The 19,789-nt window shown below is 62.5% G+C and carries 18 protein-coding genes and 1 pseudogene; 11 read left to right on the top strand and 8 right to left on the bottom strand.

Annotated features, from left to right (window positions below; all coding sequences use genetic code 11):
• On the bottom strand, nucleotides 1-183 hold a 183-nt coding region (locus ACV22Z_RS35255), incomplete at its 3' end, for a hypothetical protein (protein WP_448080869.1).
• A 398-nt stretch (nucleotides 184-581) separates the two neighbouring features.
• Here ACV22Z_RS35255 and ACV22Z_RS35250 point away from each other — a divergent pair.
• Nucleotides 582-1,124 carry a hypothetical protein gene (locus ACV22Z_RS35250; RefSeq protein WP_448080868.1) on the top strand — a complete coding sequence of 181 codons (543 nt, stop codon included), beginning with the start codon at nucleotides 582-584 and terminating at the stop codon, nucleotides 1,122-1,124.
• Nucleotides 1,125-1,611: 487 nt separating this feature from the next.
• Here ACV22Z_RS35250 and ACV22Z_RS35245 read toward each other — a convergent pair whose 3' ends face one another.
• The gene (locus tag ACV22Z_RS35245) at nucleotides 1,612-2,565 is read right to left on the bottom strand and encodes a LysR family transcriptional regulator (protein ID WP_448080867.1); all 954 of its coding nucleotides are present in this window, start codon (nucleotides 2,563-2,565) and stop codon (nucleotides 1,612-1,614) included.
• A gap of 108 nt (nucleotides 2,566-2,673) precedes the next feature.
• On the opposite strand from ACV22Z_RS35245, the gene ACV22Z_RS35240 reads away from it, so the two are divergent.
• From ACV22Z_RS35240 to ACV22Z_RS35230, 3 genes are all read left to right on the top strand, one after another.
• Nucleotides 2,674-4,185 carry a CoA-acylating methylmalonate-semialdehyde dehydrogenase gene (locus ACV22Z_RS35240; protein ID WP_448080866.1) on the top strand — a complete coding sequence of 504 codons (1,512 nt, stop codon included), beginning with the start codon at nucleotides 2,674-2,676 and terminating at the stop codon, nucleotides 4,183-4,185.
• A gap of 345 nt (nucleotides 4,186-4,530) precedes the next feature.
• Nucleotides 4,531-5,022, top strand: a complete 492-nt coding sequence (locus ACV22Z_RS35235) for a RidA family protein (RefSeq protein WP_448080865.1) — start codon at nucleotides 4,531-4,533, stop codon at nucleotides 5,020-5,022.
• Between the two features lie 751 nt (nucleotides 5,023-5,773).
• Nucleotides 5,774-6,949: a porin gene (locus ACV22Z_RS35230; protein ID WP_448080864.1), complete on the top strand. Its 1,176-nt coding sequence runs from the start codon at nucleotides 5,774-5,776 to the stop codon at nucleotides 6,947-6,949.
• 436 nt (nucleotides 6,950-7,385) lie between these two features.
• On the opposite strand, the gene ACV22Z_RS35225 is transcribed toward ACV22Z_RS35230, so the two are convergent.
• The 5 genes from ACV22Z_RS35225 to ACV22Z_RS35205 all read right to left on the bottom strand — a co-directional run bounded on the left by ACV22Z_RS35225 (nucleotide 7,386) and on the right by ACV22Z_RS35205 (nucleotide 12,882).
• Nucleotides 7,386-8,738, bottom strand: coding sequence for an alpha/beta fold hydrolase (locus ACV22Z_RS35225; RefSeq protein WP_448080863.1), 1,353 nt, complete (start codon nucleotides 8,736-8,738; stop codon nucleotides 7,386-7,388).
• A gap of 250 nt (nucleotides 8,739-8,988) precedes the next feature.
• Nucleotides 8,989-10,026 (bottom strand): alpha/beta fold hydrolase, encoded by a 1,038-nt coding sequence (locus tag ACV22Z_RS35220; protein WP_448080871.1) that lies wholly within the window; start codon nucleotides 10,024-10,026, stop codon nucleotides 8,989-8,991.
• A gap of 52 nt (nucleotides 10,027-10,078) precedes the next feature.
• On the bottom strand, nucleotides 10,079-11,071 hold the full coding sequence (locus ACV22Z_RS35215; RefSeq protein WP_448080862.1) for a carbon-nitrogen hydrolase family protein: 993 nt from the start codon (nucleotides 11,069-11,071) through the stop codon (nucleotides 10,079-10,081).
• Between the two features lie 75 nt (nucleotides 11,072-11,146).
• A complete protein-coding gene (locus tag ACV22Z_RS35210) occupies nucleotides 11,147-11,629 on the bottom strand; it encodes a MarR family winged helix-turn-helix transcriptional regulator (RefSeq protein ID WP_448080861.1) in 483 nt (160 codons plus the stop codon).
• A 215-nt stretch (nucleotides 11,630-11,844) separates the two neighbouring features.
• Nucleotides 11,845-12,882: a GlxA family transcriptional regulator gene (locus ACV22Z_RS35205; RefSeq protein WP_448080870.1), complete on the bottom strand. Its 1,038-nt coding sequence runs from the start codon at nucleotides 12,880-12,882 to the stop codon at nucleotides 11,845-11,847.
• A gap of 105 nt (nucleotides 12,883-12,987) precedes the next feature.
• Between ACV22Z_RS35205 and ACV22Z_RS35200 the strand changes: the two genes are divergently transcribed.
• The 5 genes from ACV22Z_RS35200 (at nucleotide 12,988) to ACV22Z_RS35180 (ending at nucleotide 17,036) form a co-directional block, all read left to right on the top strand.
• A complete protein-coding gene (locus ACV22Z_RS35200) occupies nucleotides 12,988-13,524 on the top strand; it encodes a tautomerase family protein (RefSeq protein ID WP_448080860.1) in 537 nt (178 codons plus the stop codon).
• Nucleotides 13,525-13,537: 13 nt separating this feature from the next.
• Nucleotides 13,538-14,023, top strand: a complete 486-nt coding sequence (locus tag ACV22Z_RS35195; protein WP_448080859.1) for a hypothetical protein — start codon at nucleotides 13,538-13,540, stop codon at nucleotides 14,021-14,023.
• Nucleotides 14,001-14,411, top strand: a complete 411-nt coding sequence (locus ACV22Z_RS35190; RefSeq protein WP_448080858.1) for a hypothetical protein — start codon at nucleotides 14,001-14,003, stop codon at nucleotides 14,409-14,411. Before ACV22Z_RS35195 ends, ACV22Z_RS35190 begins: the two co-directional genes overlap by 23 nt.
• Before the next feature lie 194 nt (nucleotides 14,412-14,605).
• Entirely contained in the window at nucleotides 14,606-15,580 is a 975-nt protein-coding gene (locus ACV22Z_RS35185; protein ID WP_448080857.1) for an alpha/beta fold hydrolase, read from the top strand.
• Between the two features lie 292 nt (nucleotides 15,581-15,872).
• Nucleotides 15,873-17,036, top strand: coding sequence for an MFS transporter (locus ACV22Z_RS35180; protein ID WP_448080856.1), 1,164 nt, complete (start codon nucleotides 15,873-15,875; stop codon nucleotides 17,034-17,036).
• A 455-nt stretch (nucleotides 17,037-17,491) separates the two neighbouring features.
• Here ACV22Z_RS35180 and ACV22Z_RS35175 read toward each other — a convergent pair whose 3' ends face one another.
• Nucleotides 17,492-18,649: a porin gene (locus ACV22Z_RS35175; protein ID WP_448080855.1), complete on the bottom strand. Its 1,158-nt coding sequence runs from the start codon at nucleotides 18,647-18,649 to the stop codon at nucleotides 17,492-17,494.
• Between the two features lie 278 nt (nucleotides 18,650-18,927).
• Between ACV22Z_RS35175 and ACV22Z_RS35170 the strand changes: the two are divergent.
• Nucleotides 18,928-19,074 (top strand): annotated as a pseudogene (locus ACV22Z_RS35170) (aminotransferase class V-fold PLP-dependent enzyme); the annotation flags it as partial.
• A 256-nt stretch (nucleotides 19,075-19,330) separates the two neighbouring features.
• A partial coding sequence (locus ACV22Z_RS35165) for an electron transfer flavoprotein subunit beta/FixA family protein (RefSeq protein ID WP_448080854.1) occupies nucleotides 19,331-19,789 on the top strand: 459 nt, incomplete at its 3' end.

Raw genomic sequence — 19,789 nt, 5'->3', positions numbered from 1 at the left:
ATCGTCGTGTCGAACACCGCCTCGCACCGGTCGAATACGGTCGGCTGCCTGTTCTTTGAGCACGCGACTCAAAGCCTTGTGCGGCAAGGGAGGCGGCGGGTTTTCCACATGGTTGTCCAGCGAAATTGTGGATAGTGCGGCGACGTCGGCCCGGACATCCGCGATGCGTGTTCCGGGATTCACTCTTTACTCGACTGCACGAATAGGCACCCACTGCCGGCGGCACGACCATCGCCGCTCGTCAGCATGGCGCTCGTTACGCTGTTGAAGATTCACGCGGAGCGCTCGCCCGCGTGGATGACCATCACATGACGGTCAAACACGTGAGCGTGTTCGCCGCGCGTCGCTTGAGACGCTTCCTCATGTCGCCACGCTCGCACGCGTGGCAGGGTATCAGACGGCAACTGTCAAACATGGTTAGTCAATCGTCAGCATTTGCAACGAGCGTAACAGTCCTCAAGAATCGGGGATTTCTCGATCGAGGCCCGGTAGAGTGGCTCCACCTGCCGCACGGTGCGGCGAGGAACGTAACGGGCCGCGACGACGCGGCCGGTACCAACAATGTCTTTGGGGAGAAAACCATGAACAAGATTCGTACGATGCTGCTCGGTGCCGCGCTGACGGCGTTCGCGACTTCGGCTGCTTTTGCACAGACTGCCCAGACGGGCGCGCAGGGTTCGGCAGGCGCCGGCCTGAACGTGCAGACGCCGATCCTCGGAGTCGGTGCGGGTGCGCAGGCAGGTGCCGGCGCGAATGCCGCGGGTTCGGGCGCAGGTGCGGGCAGCCTCGTCGGCGGCGCGGTGAACGGTGTCGGCAAGGCCGTCGGCGGCGTCGGCGAAGCGGCCGGCAACGTGGTTGGCGGCGCAACGAACGCAGTCGGCTCGGCGGCCGAGTCGGCGAAGGGCGCAGCGACGTCGGCTGCCCACTCGGCGAAGCAGCACGTGAAGCACGTCGCGGGTTCGGCGAAGCATCACGCGGAAGGCGCGATGTCGACGGCGGGCAATGTCGTCGGCGGCGCGAAGGCGAAGGCCGGCGAAGCGCTCGACGGCACGGCTGCGGCAGTTCAGGGCGGTGCATCGGTCGGCGTGAAGGGCTCGGCTTCGGCCCAGGGCTCGTCGATGTAAGGAGCGGCGTTCTGCCGGCGTGACAGGTGGCTCGAACGAGCCGTAGCGCCGGTGCTTGCCGGAGTCACAGGCAGACGGCCCGGTTCGCTTCGATGCGGACCGGGCCGTCCGCCTGTGAACGCGACGCGGCGCTCGCGCGCGTCGGCAACGCAGGGCTCCGCGCGTTGCCGGCGACCGGTTCGTCACGGTCGATCATCTGTTGAACGCGGAAAGTGATTTGGACTGCTTGTTGAAATGGAAGCGGGACGCTGCGGAGAACCTGCCTTTAGTGCCGGTATGACGGAGGCCTTTTCAGGCCGATTGGCTCGGGATTCGGAAGCACCCGCGCAACCGCGAGCTCGCAAAGGCGCACCGGATCGCCGGACTGGATTTTCACGTCACGGTCGACGGCCGTGGCGTCCTCGTAATCCGCTGGCCATCGTTGCGATCCTCCGTTCGGCGTCGAAGTTTCGTCGTTCGTTCTGCGCGCAGTATGCATCCGGGCCAGCTACAGCGGAAACCCTTTCGCGAAGCATTCGCGCAGATGGCTGACGAACAGGCCGACCGCGCGCGGAACGTGCGTCGCGTAGGGCCTGAGCACGTACAGCTGCTCGGCGAACGTGCCGGTGACGCGCCAGTCCGGCAATAGCCGCACGAGCTTGCCGGCCTGCACTGCGGCCTGCGCGGTGAAGTCGGGCAGCAGCGCGATGCCGAGGCTGTCGAGCGCCGCGTCGCGCAGCGTCTCGCTGTTGTTCGCAGAAAACGGTCCGTTCACCGGCAGCACGATCCGTTCCGCCGCCGCGCCGGATGCGGGCTTGCGCGGCGGGTTGTGTTCGAACGACCACGTCGCGGCGCCGGACGATCGTGGATAGAACAGGCAATCGTGGGCGGCGAGATCTTCCGGTCTGGCCGGCGTGCCGCGCCGGCGCAGGTAGGCGCGCGTCGCCACGATCACCGAACGCGTTTCGCACAGCTTCCACGCAACGCACGTATCGGGCGCCTCCGCGCTGTGGCGGATCGCGAGATCGAAGCCTTCGGCCGCGAGCGACACGAGCCGGTCGGACACCTCCAGCTGGACGCGCACGGCCGGATGGGCCTTCAGGAACGCGGGCAGCCTCGGCACGAGCTGCTGCCGCGCGAACGCCACGGGCGCCGTGACGCGCAACTGCCCGCGCACGACGCCCGCGAGCTCGCGAACGTTCGCGAAGCTGGCGGCGATCTGCGCGTATTGGCCGCGCGTATCCTCGACGAGCTGCTGCCCGGCTTCCGTCAGCCGGACGCTGCGCGTCGTGCGCTGCACGAGGGAAATGCCCGCGGCGCGCTCCAGTTCGGCGATCCGCTGGCTCACCGCCGCCTTGCTGACACCGAGCCGCGCGGCCGTCGCGGTGTAGCTGCCCTGTTCGGCCAGCATCGTGAGCCAGTGCAGATGCGTCCACAGGTTTTCGGCGTTCTGGATTTCCATAGACTGATTGTTCACGATCGAAAACAATGAGTTCAACGATAGCATCTTTGCAGACCGTCCGGCGCTCCCTACACTGCCTCCATCGCAAACCATCAACAGGAGGACGACATGCAGGCCTACCGAGACAGCGCGAACGTCGGTCATTTCATCCACGGCGCACGCACGGACGGCACGGGTACGCGTACCCAGCCGATCTTCAATCCGGCCACGGGCGCACCGGCGCGCACGCTGCTGCTCGGCGAGGCGGCAGACGTCGATGCGGCCGTCGCGAGCGCGAAGGCCGCCTTCCCGGCCTGGAGCAACACGCCGCCGATCCGCCGCGCACGCGTGATGCTGCGCTTTCTCGAACTGATGAACCGGCATCGCGACGAACTCGCCGCGATCATCACGGCCGAGCATGGCAAGGTCTTTTCCGATGCGCAGGGCGAGGTTGCGCGCGGCATCGACGTGATCGAATTCGCGTGCGGCATTCCGCAACTGCTCAAGGGCGACTATACGGAGCAGGTGTCGACGGGCATGGACAACTGGACGACACGTCAGGCGCTCGGCGTCGTGGCGGGCATCACGCCGTTCAATTTCCCGTGCATGGTGCCGTGCTGGATGTTCCCGGTCGCGATCGCGGCGGGAAATACGTTCGTGCTGAAGCCGAGCGAGCGCGATCCGTCGGCGTCGCTGTTCATGGCGGAGCTGCTGAAAGAGGCCGGCCTGCCGGATGGCGTGTTCAACGTCGTGCAGGGCGACAAGGCTGTCGTGGATGCGCTGCTGACGCATCGCGACGTGAAGGCGGTGAGCTTCGTCGGCTCGACGCCGATCGCCAGCTACATCTACGAGACGGGCGCGCGGCACGGCAAGCGCGTGCAGGCGCTCGGCGGTGCGAAGAACCATCTGGTGGTGATGCCGGATGCGGACCTCGATCAGGCCGTCGACGCATTGATCGGCGCCGCGTACGGCTCGGCCGGCGAGCGCTGCATGGCGATCTCGGTCGCGGTGCTGGTCGGCGACGTCGCCGACCGGATCGTCCCGCTGCTCGCCGAGCGTGCCCGCGCGCTGCGCGTGAAGGACGGCATGGAAGCTGATGCGGAGATGGGGCCCGTCGTGACGCGCCAGGCGCTCGAGCGCATCGAAGGCTACATCGCGGCCGGCGTGGAAGAGGGCGCGCAGCTCGTGGTGGACGGCCGCGGCCTGAAGGTGCCGGGGCGCGAGGAAGGCTTCTTCACCGGCGGCACGCTGTTCGATCACGTGACGCCCGACATGCGCATCTACAAGGAAGAGATCTTCGGCCCGGTGCTCGGATGCGTGCGCGTGAAGGACTTCGCCGACGCAGTCGAGCTGATCAATGCGCACGAATTCGGCAACGGCGTTGCGTGCTTCACGCGCGACGGCCACGTGGCTCGCGAATTCGGCCGACTGATCGACGCGGGGATGGTCGGCATCAACGTGCCGATTCCGGTGCCGATGGCGTGGCACGGCTTCGGCGGCTGGAAGCGCAGCCTGTTCGGCGACATGCACGCGTACGGCGAGGAAGGCGTGCGTTTCTATACGAAGCAGAAGTCGATCATGCAGCGCTGGCCCGAGAGCATCGAGAAGGGCGCCGAGTTCGCAATGCCGACTGCGAAGTGATGGTATGGCCGTCGTGGCGGGGACGGGATGCCGTTCCTGCGCAATGAACGGGAATGCCGCCGGTTCGCCGGCGGCATTTTTTTGCTTCTTTGCGGATGTGAGGGAAACGCGGGGCGGCCTGTCGGCGATCGGCCGGAAACTGTCGTTGGCTGTGTGCACTACGACGACCGCTTGCGGGCCGTGATCAGGCATTCACCAGGGAATCCGGCCCGTCTCCGGGGTGAAAGCCTGTAGACAGCCAATCGCTCGTGGTCAGGTTTCATGCGAGTCGCGAACGGCGTGTCAGGGGCTTGAAGAGTCGATCCTCAGCATCTAACGTGCTCTGTACGACTTCAGGAGACAGACATGGCCACGATCGAAGCGAAGTTGGCGAAAATGGGACTGGTGTTACCGCAGCCACTACAAATGCCTGCCGATGTGCACATGTCGCTGCCGTTTGCATGGGTGCGTGTGAGTGGGAAACGAGTGTTTGTCTCGGGACATGTACCGCTGAACCCGGACGGGACCATAGCGCAACCCATCGGCAAAGTGGGCGCCGAAGTGTCGCCGGACGAAGGCTATTCAGCAGCACGCCTCGTGGCTCTTGCCCAGTTGGCGAGTCTCAAGAGGGCGCTCGGCGATCTGGATCGCATTACAGCCTGGTTGCGTGTTCTCGCGATGATCAATGTCGCGCCGGCTTTCGACCAGACGCCACGTATCGCGAATGGCTTCTCGGATCTCATCCTTGAGCTATTCGGTCCAGACATCGGGGCACATGCTCGCTCAGCAGTCGGCATGGTGTTGCCTTTGAATGTGCCGGTCGAATGCGAGGCGGAGGTTGAGATCGACGGACCTTGATGATTGTCCCGTCATGTCATTGGGTTCTAGCTGTGCGTGGTCTCCCCATGCCAGCGCGGATGAGTTTCTCTTGACCATTGGGGCTGGCGGGCATCGACTACCGGAACCGTACCGTTGGATGCTCGCCGTGATTGACAGGTACCAGCTCGGAATGGGCCGGTGGTCTGCCGCGTTCGCACTGCTCACACGGCTCGGGGACGGCCGATCGCGTCGGGCGGGTGTCGGCCCGGAGCGGTCGTTCGCGTATCGATCGCGAACGACCGTCCACGACCGAACGACTGCCTTTTGACGGGTGGCTGTAACGGCAACCTTTTAGCCAGAATCGACTCACTGGGAGGTCGCGGCCGCAATTCCTTCCAGGACCGGACATTCGCAACTGCCGAAGGGCGATTGTCCGGGAAGTGCCGTGTAGCCGCCTCAGCGACGCCGCTTGCTGAACGTCAGCGAAGGCCGAGGTTCAGTCCAGGACCGAAAGGGAAATGTCGGCCACCAACGGCCATTGGCTCGCGCTCTCCTGAGGCCGTTCGACCGTCGGCGCCACGTAAGCAATAGCCCCTCGCGCGCCGGTCCAACCCGCGTCGGCATCGGCCATTCCGTTCGTCGGCCTGTGCCGATGCAGCAAATAAACAACACTCGATAACAAATCCCTATGCTGTCGATGATTCGAGTGACTATGCTGCCATTCACGGTCTTGTTGTTGTTCCCGCGGAAGAAATGATTCAGTCGGCTCATCAACTATTGTGGATCGCTAATGAAAAAAATCGTCATTTCCAGTGCCGCTGGCGCACTTTTCGCTATTGCGACGTCGCCGGCATTTGCACAAAGCTCGGTCACGCTGTACGGCATCGTCGATGAAGCCGTTCGGTATCAGACGAATGCCGGCCCGGGTGGCAAGGACCAGGTCTCCATGACGTCCGGCCCGGAAACCCACAGCCGCTGGGGTTTGAAGGGCAGTGAGGATCTGGGGGGCGGCTGGGCCGCAGTCTTCCGCCTCGAAAACGGTTTCGAAGCCTTCAATGGACAACTACACGTCCCCAACACAATATTCAGTCGACAGGCTTTCGTGGGGCTGTCGAACGACCAGTGGGGCGCGCTGACCTTCGGTAGGCAATATGCGCCCGCCTACGACACCTTGGGGGATATCTTCGACCCGTTGACCGTTGGCAACTACTGGCAAAACAGCTGGCCGTATAACGGCATCGGCGGTTACCTGGAAGTCAACAACGCGGTCAAGTACAAGGGCACCTTCTATAACCTGGCGATCGATGCCCTTTACGGTTTCGGCAACCAGGCGGGCGCGCTCGGTCTCGGCGCCACCTACGCCGTGGAACTGACGTACACATTCGGCCCTGCCATGCTCAACGCAGGCTACCAGCAGGTCTCCGTGCCGACATCTGCGACCGGCACTTCGGTTGGCACCAGTGTCGGCAGTGCAATCAATGGCGCCAAGATCAACTTTCTGCACATCAGCGGCGCATATCAGCTCACCAACGACATCCGACTGCTGGCTGGCTGGCTGCATGGGCAGGACCAGACTGGTCTGACCGACGGCAACATGCAGCAAGCTGGCGCGCCGACGCTGAAGGGCGCCAGCCCCAACCGCATCGACGACACGTTTTACGTCGGTGCGAACTGGAAAGCCACCGCTCCACTGCTGTTCACGTTCGCCTACTACTACGGGCACACGCGCAATGCTGAGCTGCTCGACGGCTCGCTCGGCAGGGGGGTGAATCAATCGGCTAGCGTTCTCGCCGAATACTCGTTCTCCAAGCAGACGGAAGTCTACGCGATCACGGACTGGGCGCGCGGCACGGGAGCCTTCTCCGCCGACTACCCGGGCGGGGTCGATTCCGCCGGCGTTCCGACCAACAACATTGGCCGAACCAACCAGCTGGGCGTGGCAGTCGGTCTTCGCAAGATATTCTAAAGACGCGTCATACCCTCCGACGCGGAACATGCGTCGGGTGCACGGGACAGCGCAACATCGGCGCGCTGTCCCTCGCGACGTCTCGACGATTAACCCGACCTTCGCATCGAGACGTTTAACGGCCGCGGGCGGCAGGATCCAAAGGCAACACGCTGACCGCAGCACGTGAGTCGGCCTTTGGTGCCGTGCTACCAACGACGGCAGTGGAGGTGGATTATTCCGTCATCGCGGCTGCGTAGATGTCGTTGTCCGTCGGAACCGGCCGTTGAAGTCACGGCGGACGTCGTTCGCGACGGACTGACAGAGAGGCTCGTGTCATCCCCTTCAGTGTGAATGAGGCGTGCCTTCCGGGACCGTGAACGTCACCGTCTGCCTGCACTCCGTGCAACCAGCGAATACGTGGTGTTGGGCGTCGACCAACTCGACGAGCATCTTGTCAGGCGCGCAAGGACCTTAGGCCCGTACGCACTTCGTTCGCGAAGATCATCGGTTCTTCCCATGCCGCGAAGTGGCCGCCCGTTTCGGGTTTGTTGAAGTAAATCAGGTTGTGATAGGCCTTTTCGGTCCAGCTCTTCGGCGCCTGGTAGTTTTCTCCCGGAAACGCGCTGACGGCGGCAGGCACGTTGACGTCGGCCGCGAGGAAGAAATTCGCGTGCGACTCCCAATAGAAGCGCGCCGCCGAGATGCCGGTGTTGGTCAGCCAGTACAGCGTGATGTCGTCGAGTATGTCGTCTCGCGTCAGCGCGCCTGCTGAATGACCGTTGACAGGGCGACCGAGCACGGCTGCGCTCAACGCCGCCGCCGGCTGGCCGTAGCCGTCGCCGTGGTCGAGCAGCCAGGAAGCCAGCGCGACGGGTGAATCGGCAAGTCCGTACAGCGTCTGCGGGCGCGTGCCCATTTCGAAAGCGTAGCCGCGCTTCTTTTTGAAGTTGGCACTCAACTGCTCATATGCGTGCTTTTCCTCTTCCGATAAGCCGGCAGGCATCGCGTCGCCCGCGGCCAGCGACTTCAGAATCTCCGCCGGAACCGAGGCAGGAAAGTTCACATGAATGCCGATCAGTTCGGGCGGCGCCTGTTTGGCCATGATGTTCGTGACAATCCCGCCGAGATCGCCACCCTGCGAAGCAAAGCGCTCATAGCCGACGCGTTTCATCAGTGTGACCCACGCGCGCGCGGTGCGCTCCGGTCCCCAGCCCGTTGTGGTCGGTCTCGCCGAAAATCCGTAACCGGGCAAAGAGGGAATCACGAGATGAAAGGCATCCGACGCCGGTGCGCCGTACGCAGTCGGATTGACGAGCGGGTCGATGATCTTGAACTGTTCGATGACCGAGCCGGGCCAGCCGTGCGTCACGATCAACGGCATCGCGTTTTCATGCTTCGATCGCACATGGATGAAGTGAATATCGAGTCCGTCGATCTCAGTGATGAACTGCGGATACGAATTGATCCGCGCCTCGCATTTGCGCCAGTCGTAGCCGGTTGCCCAGTATTGCGCGAGTCCCTGAATGGTGGCGAGCTGAATGCCCTGCGATTCGTCGGGCACCGTCTCGCGATCCGGCCAGCGCGTGGCCTTGATGCGTCGCCGCATGTGCACGAGCTGCGAGTCGGGGACGTGAACGCGGAACGGCCGGATCGCCGTCTTGTCGCCGTTCGCGGGTTTGGCGATCGTGCCGATTGCCGGGCTCGTTTCCGCGAAGGCGAGCCGGCTGAGCGAGCCTGTCGCGAGCGCCGCGGCGGCCATACCGACAAAGTGCCGGCGCGATGAGGATTGGGGCGTGTCTGTTGACATGGGATCGGTCTCCTGCCTTGGATCAGCGTGTTGCGTTGCGCGTGAAGTCCGCGATGTGCAGTCTCACGAAGTCGTACATGCTCATGGGTTTGCGGCCCGTGAGTTCGAACAGGGCGTTCGTCATGCGGTCATATCGTCCCTGAGCGTGGAGGTCGACCATGACGGCCAGATGCCTGAAGACATGATCGGGAATGCCGAGCTCGCGCAAAATGCGTGCGTGCGCACGCCGATTAACGCGACGATTGGCTCATCATCCGCGTGCGCCTTGCAGAAAGCCGAGCATTGTCTTCGTAACCAGTTCGGGCTGCTCCTCCTGGATAAAGTGCCCGCTGTTCTCTATGTCGACGGCGCTCATGTCGACCGCCTTTTCTCCGACGACCATTTTCATCCACTTGTATGCGGGACCGCCCATCACGAGAACGGGCATTTGCAACTGGCCGTAATTCTTGTTGTCGCTGATGTCCTGAGGGAAGGCCTGATACCACGCGTTGCCCGCGCGGATTGCGGCGGCACTGTCATACGCGTGCTCGTACACGGCGCGGTCGCGTGCGTCGACGGCTTTCTCATTCACAAGAAAGTAGTGGAAGAGCCAGTCCTGTTCAAGCCGGACGTGGCCTGCCAGCAGCTGCTCCGGCAAACCTCTGACCTGATTGAACGCGAACCACCACAGGTTCGGGCGCGCCGAACCCAGCCTGTCACCGTATGCGCCCTGGGCGGGCAGAAGCGGAAGCGTCTGCAGGCTATCGTCGGGATGCGGAAACTCCATCATCACCAGCTTGTCGGTGGCTTCCGGATAGTTCTGCGCGTAGGCGAACGCCACAGCCGAGCCGATGTCGTGTCCCGCGATCGCAACCTTGTCGTATCCAAGCGATTGCGTCAGTTCATGAATATCGGCGGCCATCGTTTTCTTGTCATAGCCGTCGGCGGGTTTCGACGACGCGCCCATGCCGCGCAGATCCACCACGATCACGGTGTAGTGCTCGGCAAGCGCCGGCATGATCTTGTGGAAGGTCCACCACGTTTCGGGCCAACCGGGCAGCAACACGAGCGGCTCGCCCTTGCCGCCGACCACATAATGCAGCCGTATGCCGTTCACGGTCGCATAGCCATTTTTGAATCCGGGCAGCGACTTCACCAGCGTGCCGTCCGAGATGTCGGTCTTTGCGGCGGCGGGCTTGCGCACATGTGTCGCGACGGATGCATCCGTCGCGGACGTCTGCGTGTAGCCGGGCGAGGCGGCGGCCAACAGCGCCGCGACGACGATGCTCGCGCAGCCGGTCCTGATCATTGCGTTCAAAGCAGATACTCCTTCGATAGAGGGGCAATTCGAAGTTCGCAGGTCATGCAGCCTGGCTGCGCAGCTCGTCGAAACCCTGGTCGTTGACGATCATCGGCTGCGACGCGCGTTCGTGAATATGCGCGGTCGGCGTGCGGTCAATCATCAGACTCAGCAATTCGGGGCGGTTGTAGTGGCCGGCCGAGTCCATCAGCATCTTGCGGCGGTCGATTTGCGTGAAGTCGAGATCGACGATCACTTCGCCTTCGCCCGAGCGCAGCGGTTCGGCCATCAGCATGCCGTCTGGCGAAACGATCGTGGTGAAGCAGCCGCCCGAGATCGGACCGATTCCACAACCGGTATCTTTCATGATTTGCGCCTGCTGGTCCGCGTCCAGCCACGCCGTTGCATTCACGACGAACGCGCCGGATTCCAGCGCGTGCTGGCGGATATTGATTTCCATCCGCTGCGCGAATCCCTCGCCGAAGGCGGAACCCGGATACATCGCCGAATGGATCTGCTCGCCGTCGGCGATCATCGCGTAGCGGGCGAGCGGGTTGTTGTGCTCGAAGCATGCGAGCTGGCCGATCCGGCCGACGGCGCTGTCGACTGCACGCAAGCCCGAGCCATCTCCCTGGCCCCAGACTATGCGTTCGAAATGCGTCGGCGTGATCTTGCGGCGGCGCTGGATCAGCGTGCCGTCGGCATCGAAGAGCAATTGTGTGTTGTACAGCGTGCCGCCATCGCGCTCATTGACGCCAATGGACACGACCATGCCGGCCTTTCGCGCGGCTTCGCCGATCGCATCGGTAGCAGCGGACGGCACCGTCACCGCCTGTTCGAGCAGACGCAGATGTTCGGTGCCCGAAAGAAGCTCGATGCCCGTCTGGACGGCCGCAAAGTATGGGTAATAAGGCACGACCGTCTCCGGGAAGGTGGCGAACTGCACGCCTTTCTGGCCGAGTTCGTGGATTTTCTGCACGACCTTGGCGACGGTGGCTTCACGGCTATAGAGCACCGGGCTGAACTGGACTGCGGCGGCTTTGACGACTTTCATGAAAAACTCCATTGACAATGGGCAGGGGTACCAGGCATCGGTCGATCTTGCATATGCAACATCGGCCGAAAAATTTCAGACCATGCGCAGCGGCAATTTGCGCGCGATATTCATGAGCTGATGGGCGCCGTCTTCGCCGATGAGGCGCGCCGCGTGGCCCTGTGCAGCCGACCACGCACTCGCGGCATTTTTGAGCAGCACCTTGCCTTCGTGCGTGAGCGACAGCGGGCGGCTTCGACCATCGCTTGCCGGGACGCCCTCGGCAACCCAGCCCCGCGCGATCAGCGGCTGCAGATTCCTCGTCAGCGTCGAGCGCACGTGTTGATTCCGTCGGCCCAGATCCGAGCGGCTAACGGGTCCGAACTCCGCGATCAGCACGAGCAGCGAGAACTGCGGCGCCACGATGCCGAACTGACGCAACGCCTCGTCATAGACGGAAGTCAGGACGCGGGAGATCTGCCGGGCGCGCGTCATCAGGCAATCACGCGCGATCTGGCTGCTCAGCGGTTGAGCCGCGGTGCGGTCAAGTTCAGCGGTTCCGTTCGACTCGTGTTGCATGTGCGCTCTTTCGGTAGGCCAGTTCTTGCGGTGCGGTGTTCTGCTCGCGATGGGCGTATTTGAGCGGATGAACGTATCTCGCTCGTGTCCGAAAGTGGGTTTTGCGTATGCGTGCGTATCCCTGGCTGCTGCAGATACGTTGAGATACAAAAGAACAGTGCGGGGAAAGTGGGACGGATATGAAGAGGGCTGCGGCTTGATGATCTCGCGCGGCCTCAGCGGCCGTTCGGGTCTGACTCGGCTTCCATATTCTCCGCCGTGGCACGCGAGAATCGCATTTGATATTCACTCGGCGACAAACCGGTCTTGCGCTTGAACAATTGCCGAAACGTGCTGATATCGCCATAACCGACCCGCTGACTCACCGCCTCGAGCCCGATTGGCCGCGTTTCCAGCAGCCTTTTCGCGACTTCGATACGCAGATTCTGCAGATACGTCAACGGTGCGAGCCCGACGGCTTCCTTGAAGCGGCGATTGAGCGTGCGTTCGCTGACAGCAAGCGACGCCGCCAGATCGCTCAACCGGAAGCCCTGCTGCAACGTCGCCTCCATCTGCTGCTGGGCGCGCGCGACGAGCGTGTCGGTATGCCCGTGTTCGTCGAGAAGCGTGGCAAAGGAAGCCTGCGACGTCCGGTTCATGTCGATCAACAGCGCCTTCGCGGTCGTCGTGGCGAGCTCTTCGCCGGCGAAGGTTTCGACTAGCCGCACCGCGAGGTTCAGATACGACGTCACGGAACCGCCCGAGATGATGCCGTCTTGCGCGATCAGCAGTTCCTGTGCGCGCACTTCGACACGCGGATAGCGGCGCGCGAAGTCCGTGGCTCTCGCCCAGTGCGTCGTTGCGGCGCGGCCATCCAGCAGGCCCGCCTCGGCGAGCAGGTAGTTGGCCGTGCAATACGCCGCCAGCACGGCCCCCGCCTTGCGTTGACGCCGCAGTGCGGAAGACAGCGCGTCCAACTGCTCGCGGCGCCCGATGAATTCGTCGATGTTCGAGAAAAACGGTGCCGTTAGCAGAACGGCGTCCGCCCGTTTGCGCGGATCGATCTTGCCGTCGACGTGAATGGTCTGACCCGACGCAGCCGTGACGGGTTGCCCGTCGAGCGATTCCACGCGCCATGCAAGCACGGGCACGGATGGCGTTCCCGGTGCAGCCTTGCGCGCATGGAACTGATTGGCCGCGCTGAAAACATCGACCGGGCCCGCGACGCCGGACGCGAGGATTCCGTCATAGACCCAGATGCGGACGATAGCCATGGCGTGTCTGAAATTCCTTGAATAATGGCGATGCTGCCACTTCCGGCCGCACGAGTAAACCCCGATCATGGCCACATCCAATGACCTGAAAGCAGGAGCAGCACCATGCCAATGATCGATGCACTGTGGCCTGAAGATGCGCTGACGCCCGAAGCCGAAGCGCGGCTCGTCAAGGAACTGACCGATATCCTCATCGAGGCGGAAGGGTACGATCCCGCCAATCCGATCGCACAGCGAGTCACGGTATTCCATCTTCATCGGCCGGCTGCGATCTACATCGGCGGCGAGCGTACGAACGCGAAACGCTACCGCATCATTCCGACTGCACCCGAAGGGCAATACACCGACGAATCGCGTCGCGCGCTCGTCAGAAACGTCACGGAAGCCGTGGCGCGCGCCGAAGACCGGCCGTTCGATGACGTCGCGCCGCGCGTCTGGGTCTTCCCGACCGAGATTCCGGATGGCGCCTGGGGGGCGCGCGGCGCGATCCGGACGCTGCCCGATATTCACGCGCTGCTGGCGGGCGAGTCCGAGCGCGGCGCGGGCGTTGGACGCCTCGCACGACGCCGTCTGGAAAAAGCGCGCATCACGCTTGAAGCAGCGCTCGATGCCGCTAGCTCGGGCATCGCAAGCAAACCGTAACTGGAGCACCAGCATGAAATTCAACGACACAGCCCCCGTGATGGCACCCGCTGGCGGTCCGCCGCTCTGGCTGACGAGCCTCGCTGAACACGCGACGCTCGAAGCCACCGTCCTGAAGCGCCCGATCGAAGGACGAGCCGATATTCTCTCCGTCATCAAACACGCGGTCTCGCTCTACGAATTCCAGCATCACAGCTACAAGGGCGAGATCGGCAACGGTTTGTATATGGAATCCTATCGTTCGCAGATCCAGGGCATGCCGATCGAGACGATGGTCGTCGCGCATATGAACGAAGAGGGCGAGACGGATTCCGTAGTCATCAATCATCGCCCGCTCAATGCAGCGCTGCTGTTTTCGACACTCATGTGGGAGCGCGTCGACGAGCGCTTCCGCGATCGCTATCTGACGGGACCGGAAGTAGCGGCGCTGAATACGGTAGCTGAAGACTGCACTCGCAGCCTGTGTTCGAGGCCGCATGATGAAACGGCTTCTTCTTGATCTGACAACAGCCTCTATGCTGGTCGCTTCTGCTGGAGTTTCCATGGCACAAACCACTCCGATGCCAACCACGCCAACCACGCCAACCACGAAGATATTGGCAATTGGCACCTTTCCACCGGGCACGGACATGCAGCTTGTCCAGCACATTCTTCCGACCGAAGTCCGCGAGACGGCGCAGCTCTACCTCGAGGGCAAGATTGATCAGTGGTATTCACTGCAGGACCGGGCCGGGGTGGCGTTCATCCTGAACGTTACCGACGTAAGTCAGGCACATGAGATGCTGGAGGAACTTCCGTTGGGGAGAGCGCACTTGATGACGTTCTCGCTGCTCCCGATCGGCCCACTGAAGCCGTTGAGCAAGCTTTTGAATCCGCCTTCCCCCTAGTGGAAAGCGCTGGAACGCGCCGGGCTGCTGCGCCGCTGGGTCCCTCTAAACGTGCATGTTCTCGGGCTGCGCGGCGCCAGGCGCGACAGTTGGAAATAGAGGCAGGCGCACTATTTTTTGGCGTCCCCCGGGATTCTGAAACAATGAAGTGCAATTTGCCTCGCGCAATTTCGCACCAAACGGAAACCACGATCATGTCCGAACTTTTAACGATGGCGACAGCCTTCCCCGCAGTAGCGGTAGGCATTTCCCCATGCAGGATCGTGCCGACGTCATCCTCGTCGGCGCCGAAGGTTGAAATCGGCGAGGTGCAGGTCAATCCTGACATCAAGCTGCGTCATATGGTCTATCGGCCCGCGCATCCAAAGGGTTCGGTATTGTTCCTGCACGGGTTCCCGGAGACGATGTATGCGTGGAAGGCGATTGCCGAATCCCTGTCCTGCGACTACGAGGTGCACGCGTTTGACTGGCCTGGCTACGGACAATCCTCGCGTCCCGGTGCCGATCGCTTCTCTTACGCGCCGAAGGATTATGCCCAGGTGCTGGAAGACTATATCCGCACGTCTGGCATCGATGGTTCGAAGCTGGTGATTTATGCGACCGATATCGGGGCCTTGCCTGCGCTGCTGGCAGCATTGAAGCAACCGGATATCGCCAGGGAGATCATTGTTGGCGACTTTGCTCCATTCAACCGCCCCCAGTATATGTACGAAAGCCTGCAGGGCCTGAAGTCAAAGCCTTCGTCTGACGCCGTGCATGCCGTGATGAACAAGAACCGTGACGAAATTCTGGCAAACACATTCTTCCGCGGCATGTCGGCGGACGAGCGCTATGCGTTGTCTCAAGAGTTCAAGGACGATATGGCCAAAGGCTGGGACGGTGATGTCACGTCGGCAGACGCCTTCTTCCACTACTATTCCTGCTTCACCCGCGACCAGGACTACTTCGAAGCCAATATGTCAAAGCTGAAGGTCCCCGTGAAGGTGGTGTGGGGCGAGCAGGATATCTATATCAAAAAGGAAATGGGCGTCGAGTACGCGAACCGTAACGGTGTGAAGCTTTCGATTCTCCCTGACCTCGGCCACTATCCGCATCTGCAAGCGCCTGAACAGACGGTGAACGAAGTTCGGGCCGCGTTTGGCGCGGGCAGCAATGCCGTGAGTGACTAGAGCGAGGGTGCTGTCGATGCGCAGGTGGTCGCCGGCACCGCAATTCGTGAGGAACTGCAAGGCATCCGAAGCACCGCGGAAGGGGCCATTGATGTCCCGCCAACCTGAGCGGCCGCTTCGGGTTCTTGCATGTGTCTGTGTCAATGCGAACCGCAGACTCCTTGCAATAAAAAGGACCGCGGCCGAACACATGGGACGACCGTGAGGGACCAAAACACGGAAGTGGCTTTGGTACATACTGTTTCGGCGATTGACGATCGGCCGATCGTCATCGGTGACCGGGACATCCGTCATGCGCCTGTACAGTGCATTGTTTTTGCTCGTCGGTACCTTGCTGACCGCGGGAGGGTACGGGGCGACCTTTCTGCTGTCGATGCGCTTCGGGGCGATCGGCGGAAACGACGTTGACACCGGGGTGGCGCTCGCCGGCGCGATGGCCGGCACAGCGATCGGCGTGTCGCTCGTCGGCTGGTTCTCGCAGCACATCGGCACGACGCGAATGGCCGCGCTCGCGGCGCTCTGCGTCGGTGCCGGTGTCGCGGGCTTCGCAATCATCGAACGCGTTGGCCTCCTTGACCTGTTGCCCGGATTCCTCATCGGATTCGGCTGGGGCGCGTTCTACCTTGCCGCGCCGATGTCGCTAGCCGAGCGAACGAACGATGCGGATCGCGGATTGTGGTTCTTTCGTTTCGCAACGTTTCAAATGGCGGGCATCGGCGCCTGCCCGGCGCTCGCTGCGTTCGCCATTCGTTCGCTGCACTGGTCGGTCAGCAGCGTGCTCTATACGGTCGGCGGCCTGTGCGTGATCGCATCCGTCATGCTGGAAACCTTCGGTCGGCTGTCGCCGCGCGCGCCCGAATCGCCGTTACGGGACCAGTGGCTCCGCAACATCGGCGCGATCGCCCGCACGCGAGCGCTTTATCCGATTGTCATGATCGCGCTGGGCGCCAGCGTCTTCTCAGGCTTGATGACGTTCCAGATGTCTTTGGTGCAGGGAACGCATGCGCATGCAGGCACGTTCTTCAGCCTCTACGCGGTGACAGTCGTATTGACGCGGTGGCTGCTTTCGCGGCTCGTCATCAATGTGCGCTCCGAAACCGCCACGAAAGCGTTGCTCGTCATGATGGTGCTCGGCATCGCGGCGATGTTCGCGGTGCCGTACCACGCATCGTTCCAGTCTGCGGCCGCGGTGTTGCTCGGCGCCGGGTACGGCCTCGTATATCCGGTCATCCAGGCGCAGGCGGTCAACGATTCCGAAGCGACGCATCGACGCGCGGCGTTGACGTGGTTCGTCGCATCGTATTTCATCGGCGTATTCGGCTTTCCATCGGTCGGCGGCTGGGTGCTGGTCCACGTCGGCAAGGACGCGTTGCTGGCGCTCATCGCGTTGTGCGGCCTCGCGGCGCTGACGCTTGCGATCCTGCAAGACGGGCGCGTATCGACGCGCCCGCGGTAGCAACGTGGCACGGCCGGATCAAAACCTGTCGACGTCGTCACCGCCTGCGCAAGCGTGCGGCGGCAGTTGTTCTGATCGCACGAGAGCTTGACGTTTTCGTCGATCACCGGCGCGAACGATTTGCTCGGAGGAAAGTCATGCAAACGTTCGTGTGCCTTTGCTCGTCAGCAAATTAAAAAGGCCCGCACGATGGCGGGCAGAATTACTGCGCTGGAAATGACTACGCAAGTCGGCTGGACGCCTCCGCGGAATGGTCAGGACTTTCGCCGCCAACCGTCATTCGCGAAGTTCCGGCAAGGTCTCGAATCGGAGCGCAGTTCGGATGGGGCGTGGAGTTGCTTCGTCCGCGAACCCGCGACGCCACCTGAACCATTCAACCGCTACGATGCCCACCGTCCATGCGCCCTGCACAACGACCGATCCCGACGGCCGCGGGATCGGTGTTCCGACTGTGCTTAGAAGCGCGTCAGCATGCCGACCGCACCCATCACCTGATTGCTCGTCGCAGAAGTGCCGCCCGCGTTGTACATCACTGCGAGGTTGTTGTGGCCGATTGCGTGCTGATACATTGCTTCGGCGTACAGTTCCGTGCGCTTCGACAGCGAGTAGCGTGCGATTGCGTTCACCTGGTTCCACTTCGGATCGGCGCCGATCTTGCCCGTGCCGTTCAGGTGGGCGTCCGTGTACGTATCCATCAGGCCGACGGAGAGCGCCGGCGTCACTGCGTACTTGACGTTCAGTTCGTAGTTGTCGAAGTGAGTCGAACCGCCCGTCATGCCGAACGCGTTCGTATTCTGGAACTGGCTGTGCGTGTAGACGAAGTTGACCGCTGCCGGGCCGAACGAATAGCCGATGCCTGCACCAGCCGTGCGCTGCACGTCTGCCGTCAGGCTGCCGCCGCCCACGGTCGACTTGAACTCGGTCGGGTCAACGCCACCGGTCGTCGTGGTGCCGACCTGCTTCGAACCATTGACCTGGAGGTAGGCAGCAGCCAGTCGCAGCGGGCCGTTGTTGTAGCTCGCGCCGACGCTGTAAGCGCGGTCGATCGTGAAATCGGTGCTGTTGCTGAACGCGTACACGGCGCCGAACTTGAAGCCGGCATAGTCGACGCTCGAGAACTTCACTGCGTTGTTCAGGCGAATGCTGTGCTGCAGGTTGTCGTTGTCGTACACGTGCGCGAAACCCGAGTCGCCGAACGCGCCTGCCGTGCCGGACAGCGGCGCGACGAAGTCGACCATCGAGTCATACTGGCGGCCCATCGTGACGGTGCCATAGGGCTCGGCGGTCAGGCCGACGAACGATTGACGGCCAAACATCCGGCCACCCTGACCGAGCGTGCCGTTGTTGACGTTGAAGCCGTTTTCGAGCACGAAGATCGCCTTCAGGCCGCCACCGAGATCTTCCGAGCCGCGCAGGCCGAACCGGCTACCGCTGATGTTGCCGCTTGCCAGTGCGACGCGGCCACTACCATGGCCGGGTGCGCCGTTCTGAACATTGTTCGTGTACGCGATACCGGCATCGACCAGGCCGTACAGCGTGACCGAGCTCTGTGCGTTGGCGGCGGATGCTGCAAATGCGGCACAAACAGCGACAGCAAGGGAAATTTTTTTCACGAGAACACCCCGAACTTTCATGACATGAGAAGGAGAAACGCCGCGAAGTATAAGAACGCGCGCCCGGCACGCAAACCGAATTACTCAAATTTCGATTGTTACGGTATGTGGAATAAATCTTCATAAAATTGTCGCAATCTAGCTGCGACGCGGTTTCAGGCGTCCGGCCACCCGGATCGCGGACCCGATGTGCTTCCAATACGCGTAAATACGAGTTGCATTTCCACAACGGCTATCGGTCGCCAAGGTGGTCGCTCGCACCGGAGTTGGACGCGTATTACGCGCGCCGGACCGGAAAGACCATGCGTGTCGCGCCCGGCAATCCGGAAACCGGCGGCGTGGATGTCGATGCGATCGTCTCGCTCGTCGACGCGGATACTGCGCTGCTCGGCGTGATGGTTGCATCGAACATCTCCGGCCGGCGCGGTGCGGATTTTGCCGCTGCACTGTCATGCGCCCGAGGCTATCGGACGTTTCCTTGTCGTGACCGAATCGCTTGCGGCACGCTGACCACGCGGCCCGGGTTTCCGGGCCGGGTCGCGTCGGGCTTCGGAACGCGAGCGGACCAATAGGCTCGGGCTATGGCCGGCAGAGTCAATCGATAGTTGTGGACGTGTGCGATTGCGCGTGTAATGGCCTGCGAGATTGGACGATGCCAACGAATCCATGGAGGAGCAACGCGTGAAAGTTGTCGTAGCCGTGAAAAGAGTGGTCGATTACAACGTGAAGGTCCGCGTGAAGTCGGACAGCACGGGTGTCGATATCGCGAACGTGAAGATGTCCATGAACCCGTTCGATGAAATCGCCGTGGAAGAGGCGGTGCGGTTGAAGGAAGCGGGCATCGCGACCGAGGTGGTCGCGGTGTCGGTCGGCGTTGCGCAGGCGCAGGAAACGCTGCGCACGGCGCTGGCGATCGGCGCGGACCGCGCGATCCTCGTCGAGTCGAACGACAGCGTCGAGCCGCTGGCCGTCGCGAAGATCCTGAAGGCGCTGGTCGACAAGGAACAGCCTTCGCTGGTGATCCTCGGCAAGCAGGCGATCGACGACGACTCGAACCAGACGGGGCAGATGCTGGCTGCGCTGGCGAGGCTGCCTCAGGCGACGTTCGCGTCGAAGGTCGTAGTAGCCGACGGCCGTGCG

This window comes from Burkholderia sp. PU8-34 (genome assembly GCF_053427725.1).
Note: the sequence above shows the minus strand (reverse complement) of the source record. Positions and strands in the feature narration are given on the sequence as shown.

Coding starts and splice junctions, on each gene's coding strand:
- ACV22Z_RS35250 (WP_448080868.1), top strand. CDS start 582: ATGAACAAGATTCGTACGATGCTGCTCGGTGCCGCGCTGACGGCGTTC.
- ACV22Z_RS35245 (WP_448080867.1), bottom strand. CDS start 2,565: ATGGAAATCCAGAACGCCGAAAACCTGTGGACGCATCTGCACTGGCTC.
- ACV22Z_RS35240 (WP_448080866.1), top strand. CDS start 2,674: ATGCAGGCCTACCGAGACAGCGCGAACGTCGGTCATTTCATCCACGGC.
- ACV22Z_RS35235 (WP_448080865.1), top strand. CDS start 4,531: ATGGCCACGATCGAAGCGAAGTTGGCGAAAATGGGACTGGTGTTACCG.
- ACV22Z_RS35230 (WP_448080864.1), top strand. CDS start 5,774: ATGAAAAAAATCGTCATTTCCAGTGCCGCTGGCGCACTTTTCGCTATT.
- ACV22Z_RS35225 (WP_448080863.1), bottom strand. CDS start 8,738: ATGTCAACAGACACGCCCCAATCCTCATCGCGCCGGCACTTTGTCGGT.
- ACV22Z_RS35220 (WP_448080871.1), bottom strand. CDS start 10,026: ATGATCAGGACCGGCTGCGCGAGCATCGTCGTCGCGGCGCTGTTGGCC.
- ACV22Z_RS35215 (WP_448080862.1), bottom strand. CDS start 11,071: ATGAAAGTCGTCAAAGCCGCCGCAGTCCAGTTCAGCCCGGTGCTCTAT.
- ACV22Z_RS35210 (WP_448080861.1), bottom strand. CDS start 11,629: ATGCAACACGAGTCGAACGGAACCGCTGAACTTGACCGCACCGCGGCT.
- ACV22Z_RS35205 (WP_448080870.1), bottom strand. CDS start 12,882: ATGGCTATCGTCCGCATCTGGGTCTATGACGGAATCCTCGCGTCCGGC.
- ACV22Z_RS35200 (WP_448080860.1), top strand. CDS start 12,988: ATGCCAATGATCGATGCACTGTGGCCTGAAGATGCGCTGACGCCCGAA.
- ACV22Z_RS35195 (WP_448080859.1), top strand. CDS start 13,538: ATGAAATTCAACGACACAGCCCCCGTGATGGCACCCGCTGGCGGTCCG.
- ACV22Z_RS35190 (WP_448080858.1), top strand. CDS start 14,001: ATGATGAAACGGCTTCTTCTTGATCTGACAACAGCCTCTATGCTGGTC.
- ACV22Z_RS35185 (WP_448080857.1), top strand. CDS start 14,606: ATGTCCGAACTTTTAACGATGGCGACAGCCTTCCCCGCAGTAGCGGTA.
- ACV22Z_RS35180 (WP_448080856.1), top strand. CDS start 15,873: ATGCGCCTGTACAGTGCATTGTTTTTGCTCGTCGGTACCTTGCTGACC.